Source organism: Pseudomonas sp. KSR10, assembly GCF_022355455.1.
Lineage (GTDB): Bacteria > Pseudomonadota > Gammaproteobacteria > Pseudomonadales > Pseudomonadaceae > Stutzerimonas > Stutzerimonas stutzeri_E.
This window is the reverse complement of sequence record NZ_JAKOEN010000011.1, coordinates 1-13,313: the sequence shown is the minus strand read 5'-3', so window position 1 is coordinate 13,313 and position 13,313 is coordinate 1. Positions and strand designations below refer to the sequence as shown.

Below are 13,313 nucleotides of genomic sequence, written 5' to 3'. Positions count from 1 at the left end.
AAAGGGTAGATAGCCAATGGTGGTCTTCCTTGACCATTATTTTCGACACTTTTTCGACAATCCATCCTAGATAGCAACAGGGTCCTTCGCACCGACGCTTTCCATTAATGCCTCGTATTGGTCAGGGTCCTTTAACTTTATGCGCTCTAAGATTGCAATCGCGGCCTTTTGCATCTCTGGCACCTCCGTAGGCGTTGCACCTCGTTCAAAGACGCCCGCCAGGTGCGAATATTCGTTATTTATTCGATTCGTTAGAATGATGGGGAGGTTATTCGCGCCAAAAAACTTTTCCAACTTTTCGTCTGTGGTGCCGAAGTTCGGATACTTGTAGTAAAGATATATTTCGAAAAATTTACGCGCATTGTTCCCGAAATTATAAAAAGAAGTATAGTTAGTATCATCTACATGTTTGATAGAAGCGCAAAGTTGAATCTGGCTAAACAGATAGTTGAACTCTGTAACATACTCCTTAAGGTATCCCGGCATAAGCCTTATCTCACTGCTCTCGCCCTGCCTATTAATCAAAAAATATTGACTAACCTTCTTATTATTAGCACCGGGAAGCCGCTTTAAGTACTTAAGAAAGTCTAAATTATGAGTTGAAATGAATAGCTGACTATACCTTTCCCGAATCTTTAGCTCCTGCCCATCCAGGTACTGTTCAGGCGTTACCACTTCAGCATTTATCAAACTATATATAAAGAATATATGATTAGAGTCTAAGCTGCATATTGGATCGTCAATCCATATTATCGGTTCACTGCCCCTGGTCTCATAGTCATCTAGCTTAGCAATAAAGTAACAAAAAGCGATCAAGCTACATTCACCCTCACTTAGATGATATGCACGCTCTCCGTTTCTCCTAACCTCGAATCGATGGCTGGCCAATTCATCGCCGACAGTCTCAACGGCTTCGAGTGAGAGCGAATCATGCCCAAAAAAATCATTCAGATATTCATTAACTTTTTTAGCGCCCTTACTTTCGTCTTTCAACTGTGTTTTGAGTAGCTTGATTCTGTCATCAACCACGCCTTTGTTTTCTACAGCCTGGTTTTTTATAGAAAGAGCAGTAGCCAGATTACTTTGCATTTGCTCTATCGTCACACACTCATCCACATACTTGATATCATTCGAAAACGTGTAAACTTCATGCAATCTTAAGACGGTACGCGCACTGCGTTGCTCTTCCTCTAGAGAGGCGGCAAAGTCGTTTGACTTCGTACGTAGAGATTCATACTGACCATGTATTGAGGCGAGGGTGTCATCCGAGTATTTATCGATAAAACTAATCGGCGTATAGATATCAGCCTTTCGATTATTCAGTAAATCAACAATGACCGCTAAAGCTTTATCGTATTCCAACACCGATGCTTCAAAGTCAGTTTCTAACTGATCTAGCTCGCCGTGGAAGTTGGCGTAGAAATCTGAGCGCCTTATTTTAAGCAAGGCAGGCACCCTCGCCCTTTCTTCGTCTATAAGCGTCAGTAGCTCACCGATACTTCCACGTAGCTTTTCCGACTCCTGATTGAAGTGTTTATCAAGCTTGTCCCAAAGATCATGCGGAAGGGTTCCCCCACAAAAACTGCAGTTATCTTTTTTACCACGGTGGAGATCTCGACCAGTTCTGACCCATAAATCCAAGGCCGCGTCACTCATTAGCTCTTGCAATGGGGATGATGCTTTTATCTCTCTTTCTAGTGTTTCCTTCGCGGCACTTGCAATCGAGGCATACTTGAGATTAAAGATGGCCGACTGCGGGATAGCTTCTTTAACAACCTCCCTTAATAGCTTGTGGTGAGACTCAACTTGGTCCTGAGAAATTGGGCTATAACTCTCAGAGTTAACAATATTAATATCGGCTCTGATTTTATTGATATTGTAATTAGCATCACCGAATAATTTATTATGCCTGATGCCAGTATCAGCTTTATTTGACTTATCTTTCAGTTTCGACTCTAGCTCTTTTTCCTTATTATTTAAATCTTCTTCAGCCTTAGAGTGAGCCAGTTTGGATTTAAACAGGACCCCATTCAAAGAGTTAGCCTCTTCTTCGCTCCCCAGCTCTAGCTCAAGCTCTCTGATCTCATTTTCAATTTTCGCATTGTCCTCACCCAAAATAGCGAATGAGTTTATGTCTTCCGAGTCGTCAACTATGAACCGTAGGTTTTCCCGAATAAAATCTTCATTAAAGACCCTAATGGTCCTACCATGAGAACTCAAATTAGCACTAGAAGCATTTGGAGAATTTTTGAAGTTTACTGCAAACGCCGGCTTTAAATATTTATCTGAGATCGAGCCAACTTCAAGAGAGCGAATTATGCGAGATAACGTGGTTTTCCCAGAGTAGTTTCGGCCATATATAATATTTAGCCTCTTGAAAGTGGAAACATTGTTACCTTCATCCCTGACGGACGCGGACCACGAAAAATCCTTGAATATTGCCATACCCTTAATGGATTCGATTTTTTCGATACAACCATCCATAGCTTTCCTCCTCAGTAATATGCTAACTACGTTTTATCTCGCATAGTTTCGATTACTTAGCTCCACATTCATCTTACAGTTCCTGCGCTCAATACTTCCTGCCTTATAAGGACAGAAGTCGCTTAGCCGCGATTGTTTGCCTACAACTACAATTTCCTTTTTACTGGCAGGGACTTTTACGGCTTGCTCGGGGATGACCCGCGTAGCTGGGATGATGTTGGTCGCACCCTGGGGGGTGTAATTGCTGTCGTTGAATACGGTTTGTTTGCTAGGTTGGGTCTCGATGAGGTCAGTTTGAGGTTGGCCTGACTTCGGCTGAGGCGTTGCACCTCTAGCTGCCACCTCTTCGACCACTTTGTCCCAATTCCTAGCAGGGGCAGGCTCTGCTCTGCTGATTTCAGCGACAGGGACTGGCTTAGGCTGAATTCGCTTCTCGGCAATGCGCTGTGCGGTTGCCTGTAGGAACGCTGAGCCTGCCATCTGGAGAACCGCTAGCGTAATAACGGTGCCGATCAGACCGGGGATCAGTTTCGCTAGCCTGCGGCTTTTGCGTGGGTGCCTTGTGATGTAGTCCGGGGCGTCGTTCCAATCAGCCTTCATACCTAACTTCTCCCTGTCGTTCGGGCGTACCAGCGCCTAGTCACTTCCGTTGTGATCGCTATCCCGCGTCCTGACTGGTCAAGTTTCGGTTGGCCTCGTCGTAGTCGGGACTGGTCTGCCCTTTATCGGGCATCACCTCGCCAGTCATCAGCCACCATCGATAGCTCGGGTAGAGCAGGCCAAGCTGCTCGATCTCTTCGGCGCTCATTCGCGCTTTCCCACGCTTGATGCTCTGCCACCTGACGTATTCCTTGCTGTTCACCTCAGCAAGGTCTTTCAAGCTCGTCGCTTCCAGCAATTTAAGGGCTCTATCAAGCATCCGGGCAGTCATTGTCAGAATAAATCGTATGGACTATTGCCATAATCCGATGAGTTATGGATACTGTCCATATGGATTTATTCCATAAGCATAGCTCCAACGAAGACCAACATAGTGCAACAAAGGCCAAGGACATGGAAGGAAACCTACCGCCGATAGACCTACACAACGCGCCGCCGGTTATGCCGTGGCGTCAGTTCGCGGACTGGATACGCATGAACGATGAACACGACGTGGTGTGGGGCTGGATTCGCAACGGCTACATCCCGTCTCACAAGGTCGGCAAGTACGTGATGGTCAACGTGGCGCTGCTGGTTAATCAGCTCATGGAAAAGGAGTGGACAGAATGAACCGCATGACTCCGGAAACCACCCGCGACTACCTGCGCTTGCTTGTTTCACTCCGTCTCAGCGACTACCGCGACAAGCTCGTTCACGGTATCCGTTACGGTCGCTGCTATGGCTTCACCGCTGCCCTGTTTGCGTCTGGCCAGATTACGTTGGATGAATGGATCGTGCTGGACCGTCTTGCGGCGTCTGCTGGTGAGCACGCTGGCGAGCCTTTCCCTGACGGAACCAATGCTGGTCCGGTCATGCCTGCGATGGTCAAGCTTGAGCGCAGCCAGCGCCTGGTAAAGCCTCAGGCGCAGGAGCTTGCCAATGAGCCAGCACAGCTACCTGCGCCTGCCGCACCCCGACAACTGCGCCTGCTCTGTCTGCTGGTCCCGTCGCGAGGTGGCGAAACCCGCTCGCTCCCGGTCCACACCCTGCGCCCAATGCCGCCCCGCCTCTGTGCAGCCGATTCGCACAATAAGGATGGGCAAGATCGCTGGTGTCTGGACAGTCCTCGCCTCGGAATGGGCGGTGATACCGGCCTTTACCTGCGAGAAACACACGCCACCACCCCGACCGCCGAAGTATTGGAGCGTTGTGCTCGACACGGGCAAGCCCACGCCTTACGTCCCGATCTACGAACCGTTCGAGCTGGAGGGCTAGAAGGCAAAAGGCATCACGCTCGCATCGAGGCAAGCGCACTCGATGGATTTGGTCGGGCGCTGACTATCGGTGGCCAGTTGTACGGGTACGTCACCTTTGGCGAAGGCTCCCCTGTGTTCAGTCCGTTAGATGGTGGCCAACCGACCCGGCATCGAACCATCAGCGATCTGCGTCGCTATGCCGTCGAGCGTTATCAGGCTCAACGCGGGGCCGAACAGGTCCAGGGCCGCGCTCCCGGCTTGTCCGAACACGCTTCACCGTTCGGACAAACGGAAGCACGGGCGGAGCGCACCCTTGACCCGGCACGAATCGAAACAGCCTCCGCTCGGGAGTGTGGGGAGTGCTTTTCTCCCCGCGCTCCTGAGCCCTCGGCGGCAAGAGTGGGATGACAAGGGCAAAGCCCTTGGTGTTAACCAACTATCAATTTTATTCATGGGAGCAAAGTTACAAACCCAACTAAGTCCAACATAGACCAACAACCAACGCACTTGATGATATTTGTTGATGTTTGAATTAACAGTTGGTCAATAGCGTATAACTAGTATCACAGACCCACTGCAAGCCGCGTAAACCCTGGCGAGAGAGAAACTTTAACAGTTCCTCGGCCTGGGCTCTCTCGGCCCGCAAAAAGGCAAACCCACGCACTTAGCGTAACTAACTGAGGTAACACAACATGGCACGTTCAACTATGGAAGTTGCATTTCTCGGCACTCAGAAGCTCGCATTCAGCCAGAACGGCACAGAAGTAAAGATCGTTAAGGTCTTCTACGGCGATGAGCCGGACGGCGAGACCGAAAACGGCCTGTCCATCGTCAGCATGGACGTTCCCCTGGAAGTGGCCGACGAGGTGTTTGCCTCCGGCGCCAACTTCGAACCGTTGGAAACCGTGCGTATCCATTTCGAGGTCGCCCGAGCCGGCAAGCAGAAGGGCAACAATCTCTGCCTCCATCTGGAGTCCGCGAAGACCAACGCCACCCAGGCCAGCAAGCCCACTCAGCAGCCTACCCAACAACCCGGCAAACCTGCGACCGGCACTCAGCCGGAACCAGCCAAAGCCAACTAAAGGGAGGGGCGGACCATGCTGATGGGTGACCGCGTTATCTGCGACTGCTGCGGCAACGACATGGGCAAGCTCATGAGCCTGCCTGCACCGCAAAGCGATCTGCTGCCCGATCTGCGGTTGCCGCCCCATTTCGCCGTCTGCCCCGACTGCGAACCCCTCGAACAAGCCGCCGACCTCATCGAGGCCGGTGCATGAATTTCCTCGCCTGTGACGGTGACTGGCTGCAAGGCGCTGACGGTACGCCTGTCTGCTCCGGGTCGCTGGTTGCCCTCACGGTCGAGGAAATGCAGAGCCTCTACGGCGCTGCACTGTCCTGGGAACAGGTCTCCGAACTCCAGGCTGAGGCCATCGTGCTCTTTGCCACCGTGTTCGGTTTTCTGGTCCTCAAAAAAGTCCTGAAACAGTGAGGTATCACCCATGCAACACATCAAAACCCTGCGTCGCTCCCTGGGCGCTGCTGCTGCAACCGGCCTGCTGGCTGTTCAACAGGCTTACGCCGCTGTTCCACCGGAAGCCACTGGTGCACTGGATTCGGCGGGCGAAGACGTTGGCACCATCGGCTGGGCCGTTTTCGGCTTGATCATCGCCGCGATGGCGTTCAAGTACATGCGCCGCGCCCTGTAAGCCGGGGTTGCGCGCCGCACGTGCCGAAGCAAACAAACCCCGCTCCGGCGGGGTTTTCACTTCCGAGGGAACGCCACCATGAGTTACCAGCTGTACGTCCTGATCCTGACCACCCTGGCGTTCTATCTCGTGTTTTTTGGGCGGGTTTGAGATGAACGTGTTTTTTTTCTGTATCCGCACCGCTCTTTTATTCGCCTTATTTTCGCCGTCTGTATTTGCGGCTGACTACCTGTGGCATTACCGATCAAACACCGCGTATCCGGGGCATCCTACGCCTCAAGCGGCATGCCACGACGCTGCCACTCGCGCAAACACAAGATATATAGGTGAAGTTAGAGGGCCAATCTTTACCGCTGCTGATGGTCGTTTACATCAAGAGTGTTATTACATTTATAACTCAAGTCATGGAGGCACTCGGGGCGACGATGTAATACGTTACGGCGACAATTGTCCGGTAGGCACTGAATACAATTCGGATACTGGCGCATGTGATGCCTCGCCAAGCCAGTGCGAATCCACCAACGGCCAAACCATCCTCCACCAGCACCTGATCAAGGCTGCTGTCGGTCAGCCCTCGACCGAACCTCCAGGCAGCGTCTGCGCCAATAGCTGCCAATACACCTGGGGCTTCACCGCACCGACCAATGTCTACGCCTACACCAGCGGTAATCCTCCGGGCGTGTTTGGCTCCTATGAATACAAGAGCGCCGGCTTTGAATGCACGGGTGGCGAACCAACTCGCACCGCGCCTGCTGGAGCCTCGGACGTAACCAACCCCGACGACACGCCAACCCCCGATCCCGATAACAACTGCCCGGACGGCTACACCTACAACGGCACCTTCTGCTCTCCTGATCAGCCGACCGATCCAGAAGACCCGACTGACCCTGAAGATCCAACCGACCCGGAAGATCCCGGCGACCCGACCGATCCCGATGATCCAGGCAACGGCGAAGGGGATGGTGACGGCTCTGGCGATGGCGATGGCGATGGCGATGGCGATGGTAGCGGTGATGGGTCTGGCGATGGCGACGGCGAGGGAGACGGCGAGGGTGAAGGCGAATGTGATCCGGCCACCGATCCCAACAAGTGCGTTCAGTCAGGGGTGACCGGCGAAGCCTGCGATACGCAGATCAGCTGCAATGGCGATGCGGTCCAGTGCGCCATTCTCAAGCAACAAAAAGCCCTGCGCTGCAATGCTGAAGAGCAAGCCGACTTCGAGAAGAAAAAGACCGATATCGAGGGGCTGTTCAAGGGCGAAGAATTCGAGCTGAAAGAAGCTGAGGTTGAAGCGCCAGGCTTCATTAATGGTGCTGCGCGCTTCCTGCCCTCCGGTTGCCCCTCACCCGAGAGCATGAACCTTCGTTCCAGCGGTGGCCGCACCCTGCAACTCGATTACGAACCTCTATGCCAAGCGGCTACGGACATGTCCTGGCTGATCGTGGCATTTACCGCAATGTGGTGCGCCGTCTATGTGGGTCGCGCCTTTGGGGGTGCCTGATGCATTTTTACTACCTGGCCGTACTGGCCGTGATGATCGTCAAACCCTTGGTGATGATGGTTTTGCGGGTGCTTGGCATAGGCATGGTTAGCTATCTGGGCATCAACTTCGTGATCGGTGAAGCAAAGGATTACATGCTCGCCAACATGGGCAGCGCTGCCCAGTCGATCCAGATGATCCTGGGCCTGGCGAAGATCGATGTGGCGATGAACATGTACATCGCCGCCATCACCACGCGCCTGGTGCTGACCGGCATCGACAAGCTTGCCGATCGCCGCACCAAGCTCGGCAACGTCACCACTTTCACGGCCTGATCCCATGCTCATCATCCGCACGGGTAAGCCGGGGCACGGCAAGACCCTTAACACCATCCGCGAAGTCGATCAGAGCGCCCACGCCCAGGGCCGCGTCGTCTATTACCACAATATCAACGGCCTCAAACCCGACCAGCTCAAAGCCAGCTGGTTCGTGTTTGAAGATCCCGAGAAGTGGTTCGAACTGCCGGCCGACGCCATCATCGTCGTGGATGAGGCGCAAGGCTGGTTTGGCTCACGCGACCCACGGGCACGGCCACCGGAGCACATCACCCGCTTCGAGACCATGCGTCACCAGGGTCACGAAGTGCATCTGGTCACCCAGGACCCGCGCTACCTCGATGTTCACCTGCGGCGGCTGTGCAACTCGCATATCCACTACTGGCGCGTCTTCAAATCCTCCCAACTGCTGCGCTTCGAGTCGGAAGTGGTGGTGGAAAAGGTCGAGGTGAAATCCAGCTTCAAGGATGCCGACAAGAAGTCGCTACGGCTCGATAAGAAATACTTCGGCGCCTACACCAGCACCAACGCCAAGCACCATTTCCAGACCAAGGTGCCGACCAAGTTCCTGGCGGCCTTGGCTGTCATCGTCGTTGCGGGATTTCTTGCATATCGCGTTTACGCCCGCTACGAGCAAGGAACGGCGGAGCCCCAAGCGGCGGACCCAATCGGCGCGCAGGTTGAATCCGAAAGCATGGTCGATCAGGCGAAAAGCGTCGTCGGCTCCTTTATCAACCCCATCGGCAGCCAGGGCGCAGAACAGCCGCAAACGCTCGAGCAGTATCTCGGCTCGCGCGTGCCGCGCATAAAGGATGTGCCGGGCTCCGCGCCGATCTATGACCAGCTGAACACCCCGCAATCCTTCCCCAAGCCGGTGTGCATCGCCACCACCGACCGAGAGCTGATCAGCCGCAACCGACGGCGGATGAGCATCGGTGACACCGACGATGGGTTGACCGGGTGCCGCTGCAATAGCCAGCAAGGCACGTTGTTGGAAGTGTCGTTCGAGTTCTGCATGACGGTCGTGCAGAACGGCTATTTCGATGACACCAAGCCCGACCGAGGCTCAATGCAGGACCAGAACCGCAATAACCAGCTACCGGCGTCACAGCCGGCGGCACAACCGCGCCAGGGCCAAAACGAACCCCAGGGCACCCGCTTGACCCGCGTGCCGTATGAGAAGGGTGAATTCCTGTGGTGAAGACCGTCAGCGCGTCCTTGGCACGCACGGCGAGGCACGAGCCGGCGTGCTGCGCGCGCTGACGTCCCTGTAACACGTCATATAGATCGAGTTGAAACCGTCCGTTAATGGACATTGTTGGAGATTCAAGAATGAGCGTTAAAGACCAAGTAAGAATGGACCATATAACCGGCAACCCGACGAAACACGGGCGGTTGTTTGTTGATCCGAGTACAGCGGCAATCACCGATCTCTCGAAGGTCCGGTTGCTACGTTGCGGCGTCGATACGGTCCGCCAGCTATACCGAGGGCTGATCCGCCCTGAGGTCATGGCGCTATTTGAAAAGCCGGGCGCGATGGTCGAGTTCGCCGGTGAGATCTGGCACTCGGGACGGGTTGGCCGAGATTCTGGCTACCAGTACAAGCTCCAGAACGCCGACCTTGGGTTCATTCTGCTCATCAAAAACTTCAACGCCAAGCTGGATCAAATCGGCCCACACCTGAAAATCGAAGTGTCGCCGCATGCCATCGACGCGCTGTCGCCGGTGCGTCTGCAAGAGCGGATGGACTACTACGCTGCAGCCGTGATGACACACCGCGAACGCAATCAGTGTGCGGTCCATCTAGCGCTGGATCTTCAGGGCTGGAAGCCTCCGGTTGATTTGGTGGCACGTCTGCACTGTCGCGCGCGGACGCACCGGGACATCTCGGGCATCAACGAAATCAACTGGGCGACCAAGTCCAGCGTCTACGGTCGTGGCGAAACATCCATGTTCGGCTCCGCTGGTGGCGTCCAGCTCTGCATCTACAACAAGACCGAACAGGCCCGAGCCACCGACAAGCTGGACTATTGGGAAAGCGTATGGCGTCGGCGCGATTCCTTCGATGCCAAAGACCCGGACAACTACGACCCGATCCAGGATGTATGGCGCGTCGAGCTGCGTTATCACCATTCGGTCATCCAGCAGTTCGCCAGTGGCTCCATTGACGTGAAGACTGGCCAAGCCATCAACACGGACTCCTTCGACGCCTTCTCAGCCCATCTGGAAGGTCTGTGGCGCTATGGTCTGAGCCAATTCAAGCTGCTCGCCCGCCCCGGCTACTTTGAGCCCATCTGGACCTTGCTGCGAGAAGACGCCCGCGTCGATCTGCCAGTGGACTCCCTGGTCGATGAGACGGAGTACAAGCGCTACTACAAAACCTCTCGAGGCTTCTCAGGCAAAAACGTGGAACTGTTCCTGGGAAACTTCGTAAGCCTGCTGGCAAGGGAGCGAGTGGGCGCAAAAAAGGCGTTTGAGCGGTTGCGCGAGTGGGAATGCTGGCCAGTTATCCGCGATCACTACGCATCCAAGGACATGACGGAGCGGGATCTATACATCCACATCAAGAACCTTTTGCAGGAACGCCACGTGCGATGGGGGCGTGCCGTCTGATGTTTGTTTGCCAAATACACAAACAAGACAAACGGGCTGACGCTGCTGCCCCCGGCCAACGCGGTGATGGCCATGGCGATTGACCAGTTAGCTGATGGTCGCTGGAAGGTCGATGTTGAACCGATCAAGGGCAAACGCTTTCGCAAGACCTTCAAGACCAAAGGCGAAGCGCAACGGTTCGAGGCTACATGTCGGTCCAAGATCATTGAAAGCGCGCAATGGTCACCGAAGCCTAGGGACCGTCGTCGCCTAGCCGAATTGGTGGATTGCTGGGGTCGCCTGCATGGTCGGTCGCTCTCTGATTACGAGGGACGCCGCGTCATCATGGATCGAATGGTTGAACGCCTAAAAAATCCGGTTGCTATCACTCTGACGGCTGCCGACTTCGCCGAATATCGTGCCAGGCGCCTTGCATCAGGGATCAGCCCGAAGACTCTAAACAACGAACTCTCCTACCTGCGGGCTATGTTCAACGAGCTGCGTCGTCTCGGTGAAATCGATTATCAGAACCCGCTCTCCCTACTCCGCGCGATCCGAGTGCAAGAGCGAGAACTGTCCTACCTCGACACCGCTCAGATCGATCAGCTTTTTGCGGTAATGCGGAACATGAGGCATCCACACGTCGAGCTGATCGCAATGATATGCCTTGTTACAGGCTGTCGATGGGGTGAGGCTCAGGGGCTGACGGTGAGCCGGGTTGCTGACGGGGCACTCCAGTTCGTGAACACCAAGTCGAAGCGGCGGCGTGTCGTGCCCATCGATCCGAAGCTAGCAGATCGCATTCGTGCCCATCTTCGCGAACATGGAGCGTTCAGCAATTGCCGTGACCGATTCGATGAGGCTGTCGCCCGCGCTGGGCTCAATCTGCCAGCAGGCCAGAAGTCTCATGTCCTACGGCACACCTTCGCGTCACACTTCATCGCGAACGGTGGCAACATCCTGACCTTGCAGAAGATCCTGGGTCATTCGTCATTGGCCATGACTATGCGGTACGCTCACCTCGCGCCTGATCATCTGCAAGACGTACTGGCATTCGGCCCCGCTCGGGAATTTCGACACTTCTTCGACACTCCCCGGTCAGAGCATCAGCCAAGCTAGAAAAAGTCCTTGTAGATCAATGAGGAAGGCAATCGCACCCGGTGGTGCGGCCGGGCTTCAAACCCGGTTGGGGGCGGCAGCCGTCCCCGGGTGGGTTCGACTCCCACTGCCTTCCGCCATTTCGTCCTGGCTCCCAAGCGCTTCCCTCGCCTTGTATCCGGAACCTGCATACGCCAGCGCTTGATCACGGCGCCAGCCCTTTCCTGCGCCCTGCCAGCAAATATTCAATCGGACTGATAGACAAAAGCCATCGGCCGATCGAGCGCAAGCGTGAAAAAGCTGGTCTAGGATTCCATGCACGTGACATTCAGGAGATCGAGTATGTTGGCCGCATTACTTCCGACCTTGAAGGAGCTGGAACTTCCGTTGCGCCTGAAGCTTTGGGATGGCAACGAGATCGACATAGGCCCGGCCCCTTCCGTAACGCTGGAGATCAAGGACCCCAGCCTCGTGCCGCAACTCGCACATCCCAGCCTCGACTTGCTCGGCGGTGCCTATGTGGAGGGTCAGATCGACCTGCACGGGCCGCTGGACGAAATCATTCGCATCGGCGATGAAATCACCAGCGCCCTGGGTGAAGAGCACTCCGCGCTGCCGACTCGCGAGGCGCATGACAAGGCCACCGACGCCGAGGCCATTTCCTATCACTACGACCTGTCCAACGAGTTCTATCAACTCTGGCTCGACCGCGACATGGTCTATTCCTGTGCCTACTTCGAGACCGGCACGGAAGATCTCGATCAGGCGCAGCAGGCCAAGCTGCGGCACTTGTGCCGCAAGTTACGGCTGAAACCGGGTGATCGCCTGCTCGATGTCGGCTGCGGCTGGGGTGGGTTGGCGCGCTTCGCAGCGCGTGAATTCGGTGCCCAGGTATTCGGCATCACGCTCAGCCGCGAGCAGCTCAAGCTCGGCCGCGAGCGCGTCGCCGCCGAGGGGCTCGAGGGGCAGGTGACGCTCGAGCTGATGGATTACCGCGATCTGCCCCGGGATGGCCAGTTCGACAAGGTGGTGAGTGTGGGCATGTTCGAGCACGTGGGGCACGCCAATATGCCGCTGTACTGCAAGCAGCTGTCGGATGTGGTGCGCCCGGGCGGGCTGGTACTCAACCACGGCATCACTTCGCGGCATCTCGACGGCCGGCCAGTGGCTCACGGCGCGGGCGAGTTCATTGACCGCTACGTGTTCCCCCATGGCGAGCTACCTCACCTGGTTAAGATCGGCGCCTGCATCAGCGAATCGGGGCTGGAAATCGTCGACGTGGAGAGTCTGCGCCTGCACTACGCGCGAACGTTGCAGTTCTGGAGCGAACGCTTGGAGAAGAATCTGGCCGAAGCCCAGCGGATGGTGCCAGAGCGGGCGCTGCGCATCTGGCGGGTCTATCTCGCGGGCTGTGCCTATGGCTTCCGCCGCAACTGGATCAACCTGCACCAGATTCTGGCGAGCAAGCCCTTGCCGGATGGTTCCCATGAACTGCCTTGGTCGCGGGCGGACCTGTATCGCTAGGCGAGCGAGCCGTAGAGGGCGAATGAGCCCCAAGCCCATTCGGCGCGGGGTCGCGCCTCCCACGGAGATCCGAGTGGTGCCTGGAGGTGCTGTGGGAGCCCCGACCTCGGGGCGAAGCGGTTTCTCCACTGCATACAACCACTGCGGGTTAAAACCGTTGAGCTGGGCGGCGGGGCTCATTCGGCGCGGGGTCGCGCCT

15 protein-coding genes and 1 tRNA gene are annotated in these 13,313 nt (G+C 55.5%); 13 read left to right on the top strand and 3 right to left on the bottom strand.

What is annotated here, in order from left to right:
• Nucleotides 1-66 precede the first annotated feature (66 nt).
• From MCB86_RS03855 to MCB86_RS03845, 3 genes are read right to left on the bottom strand one after another with little or no spacing between them, the layout of a single operon-like run.
• The gene (locus tag MCB86_RS03855; protein ID WP_239609912.1) at nucleotides 67-2,484 is read right to left on the bottom strand and encodes an AAA family ATPase; all 2,418 of its coding nucleotides are present in this window, start codon (nucleotides 2,482-2,484) and stop codon (nucleotides 67-69) included.
• 33 nt (nucleotides 2,485-2,517) lie between these two features.
• The gene (locus MCB86_RS03850; RefSeq protein WP_239609910.1) at nucleotides 2,518-3,084 is read right to left on the bottom strand and encodes a hypothetical protein; all 567 of its coding nucleotides are present in this window, start codon (nucleotides 3,082-3,084) and stop codon (nucleotides 2,518-2,520) included.
• 58 nt (nucleotides 3,085-3,142) lie between these two features.
• Nucleotides 3,143-3,364 carry a DNA-binding protein gene (locus MCB86_RS03845; RefSeq protein WP_345772236.1) on the bottom strand — a complete coding sequence of 74 codons (222 nt, stop codon included), beginning with the start codon at nucleotides 3,362-3,364 and terminating at the stop codon, nucleotides 3,143-3,145.
• Between the two features lie 173 nt (nucleotides 3,365-3,537).
• Between MCB86_RS03845 and MCB86_RS03840 the strand changes: the two genes are divergently transcribed.
• From MCB86_RS03840 to cfaB, 13 genes are all read left to right on the top strand, one after another.
• Nucleotides 3,538-3,753 carry a DNA-binding protein gene (locus MCB86_RS03840; RefSeq protein ID WP_239609907.1) on the top strand — a complete coding sequence of 72 codons (216 nt, stop codon included), beginning with the start codon at nucleotides 3,538-3,540 and terminating at the stop codon, nucleotides 3,751-3,753.
• Nucleotides 3,754-4,062: 309 nt separating this feature from the next.
• A complete protein-coding gene (locus MCB86_RS03835; protein WP_239609905.1) occupies nucleotides 4,063-4,398 on the top strand; it encodes a DUF5447 family protein in 336 nt (111 codons plus the stop codon).
• Between the two features lie 673 nt (nucleotides 4,399-5,071).
• Nucleotides 5,072-5,461 (top strand): hypothetical protein, encoded by a 390-nt coding sequence (locus MCB86_RS03830; RefSeq protein ID WP_239609902.1) that lies wholly within the window; start codon nucleotides 5,072-5,074, stop codon nucleotides 5,459-5,461.
• 15 nt (nucleotides 5,462-5,476) lie between these two features.
• A complete protein-coding gene (locus MCB86_RS03825; protein ID WP_239609899.1) occupies nucleotides 5,477-5,656 on the top strand; it encodes a hypothetical protein in 180 nt (59 codons plus the stop codon).
• On the top strand, nucleotides 5,653-5,868 hold the full coding sequence (locus MCB86_RS03820) for a hypothetical protein (RefSeq protein ID WP_046162624.1): 216 nt from the start codon (nucleotides 5,653-5,655) through the stop codon (nucleotides 5,866-5,868). The genes MCB86_RS03825 and MCB86_RS03820 overlap by 4 nt, the downstream gene beginning before the upstream one ends.
• 10 nt (nucleotides 5,869-5,878) lie before the next feature.
• A complete protein-coding gene (locus MCB86_RS03815) occupies nucleotides 5,879-6,085 on the top strand; it encodes a major capsid protein (protein ID WP_239609897.1) in 207 nt (68 codons plus the stop codon).
• A 151-nt stretch (nucleotides 6,086-6,236) separates the two neighbouring features.
• Nucleotides 6,237-7,586 (top strand): virulence factor TspB C-terminal domain-related protein, encoded by a 1,350-nt coding sequence (locus tag MCB86_RS03810; protein WP_239609895.1) that lies wholly within the window; start codon nucleotides 6,237-6,239, stop codon nucleotides 7,584-7,586.
• The gene (locus MCB86_RS03805) at nucleotides 7,586-7,900 is read left to right on the top strand and encodes a DUF2523 domain-containing protein (protein ID WP_239609893.1); all 315 of its coding nucleotides are present in this window, start codon (nucleotides 7,586-7,588) and stop codon (nucleotides 7,898-7,900) included. The genes MCB86_RS03810 and MCB86_RS03805 overlap by 1 nt, the downstream gene beginning before the upstream one ends.
• Before the next feature lie 4 nt (nucleotides 7,901-7,904).
• A complete protein-coding gene (locus MCB86_RS03800) occupies nucleotides 7,905-9,101 on the top strand; it encodes a zonular occludens toxin domain-containing protein (protein ID WP_239609891.1) in 1,197 nt (398 codons plus the stop codon).
• A 131-nt stretch (nucleotides 9,102-9,232) separates the two neighbouring features.
• Complete coding sequence (locus tag MCB86_RS03795) at nucleotides 9,233-10,513, top strand: hypothetical protein (protein ID WP_239609889.1); 1,281 nt, start codon at nucleotides 9,233-9,235, stop codon at nucleotides 10,511-10,513.
• 72 nt (nucleotides 10,514-10,585) lie between these two features.
• On the top strand, nucleotides 10,586-11,611 hold the full coding sequence (locus MCB86_RS03790) for a tyrosine-type recombinase/integrase (RefSeq protein WP_239610266.1): 1,026 nt from the start codon (nucleotides 10,586-10,588) through the stop codon (nucleotides 11,609-11,611).
• 23 nt (nucleotides 11,612-11,634) lie between these two features.
• Nucleotides 11,635-11,730: transfer RNA gene (locus tag MCB86_RS03785), tRNA-Sec, on the top strand.
• 202 nt (nucleotides 11,731-11,932) lie between these two features.
• Nucleotides 11,933-13,114, top strand: a complete 1,182-nt coding sequence (cfaB, locus tag MCB86_RS03780) for a C17 cyclopropane fatty acid synthase CfaB (RefSeq protein ID WP_239609887.1) — start codon at nucleotides 11,933-11,935, stop codon at nucleotides 13,112-13,114.
• The last annotated feature ends 199 nt before the right edge of the window (nucleotides 13,115-13,313 follow it).

Coding starts and splice junctions, on each gene's coding strand:
- MCB86_RS03855 (WP_239609912.1), bottom strand. CDS start 2,484: ATGGATGGTTGTATCGAAAAAATCGAATCCATTAAGGGTATGGCAATA.
- MCB86_RS03850 (WP_239609910.1), bottom strand. CDS start 3,084: ATGAAGGCTGATTGGAACGACGCCCCGGACTACATCACAAGGCACCCA.
- MCB86_RS03840 (WP_239609907.1), top strand. CDS start 3,538: ATGGAAGGAAACCTACCGCCGATAGACCTACACAACGCGCCGCCGGTT.
- MCB86_RS03835 (WP_239609905.1), top strand. CDS start 4,063: ATGAGCCAGCACAGCTACCTGCGCCTGCCGCACCCCGACAACTGCGCC.
- MCB86_RS03830 (WP_239609902.1), top strand. CDS start 5,072: ATGGCACGTTCAACTATGGAAGTTGCATTTCTCGGCACTCAGAAGCTC.
- MCB86_RS03825 (WP_239609899.1), top strand. CDS start 5,477: ATGCTGATGGGTGACCGCGTTATCTGCGACTGCTGCGGCAACGACATG.
- MCB86_RS03820 (WP_046162624.1), top strand. CDS start 5,653: ATGAATTTCCTCGCCTGTGACGGTGACTGGCTGCAAGGCGCTGACGGT.
- MCB86_RS03815 (WP_239609897.1), top strand. CDS start 5,879: ATGCAACACATCAAAACCCTGCGTCGCTCCCTGGGCGCTGCTGCTGCA.
- MCB86_RS03810 (WP_239609895.1), top strand. CDS start 6,237: ATGAACGTGTTTTTTTTCTGTATCCGCACCGCTCTTTTATTCGCCTTA.
- MCB86_RS03805 (WP_239609893.1), top strand. CDS start 7,586: ATGCATTTTTACTACCTGGCCGTACTGGCCGTGATGATCGTCAAACCC.
- MCB86_RS03800 (WP_239609891.1), top strand. CDS start 7,905: ATGCTCATCATCCGCACGGGTAAGCCGGGGCACGGCAAGACCCTTAAC.
- MCB86_RS03795 (WP_239609889.1), top strand. CDS start 9,233: ATGAGCGTTAAAGACCAAGTAAGAATGGACCATATAACCGGCAACCCG.
- MCB86_RS03790 (WP_239610266.1), top strand. CDS start 10,586: ATGGCGATTGACCAGTTAGCTGATGGTCGCTGGAAGGTCGATGTTGAA.
- cfaB (WP_239609887.1), top strand. CDS start 11,933: ATGTTGGCCGCATTACTTCCGACCTTGAAGGAGCTGGAACTTCCGTTG.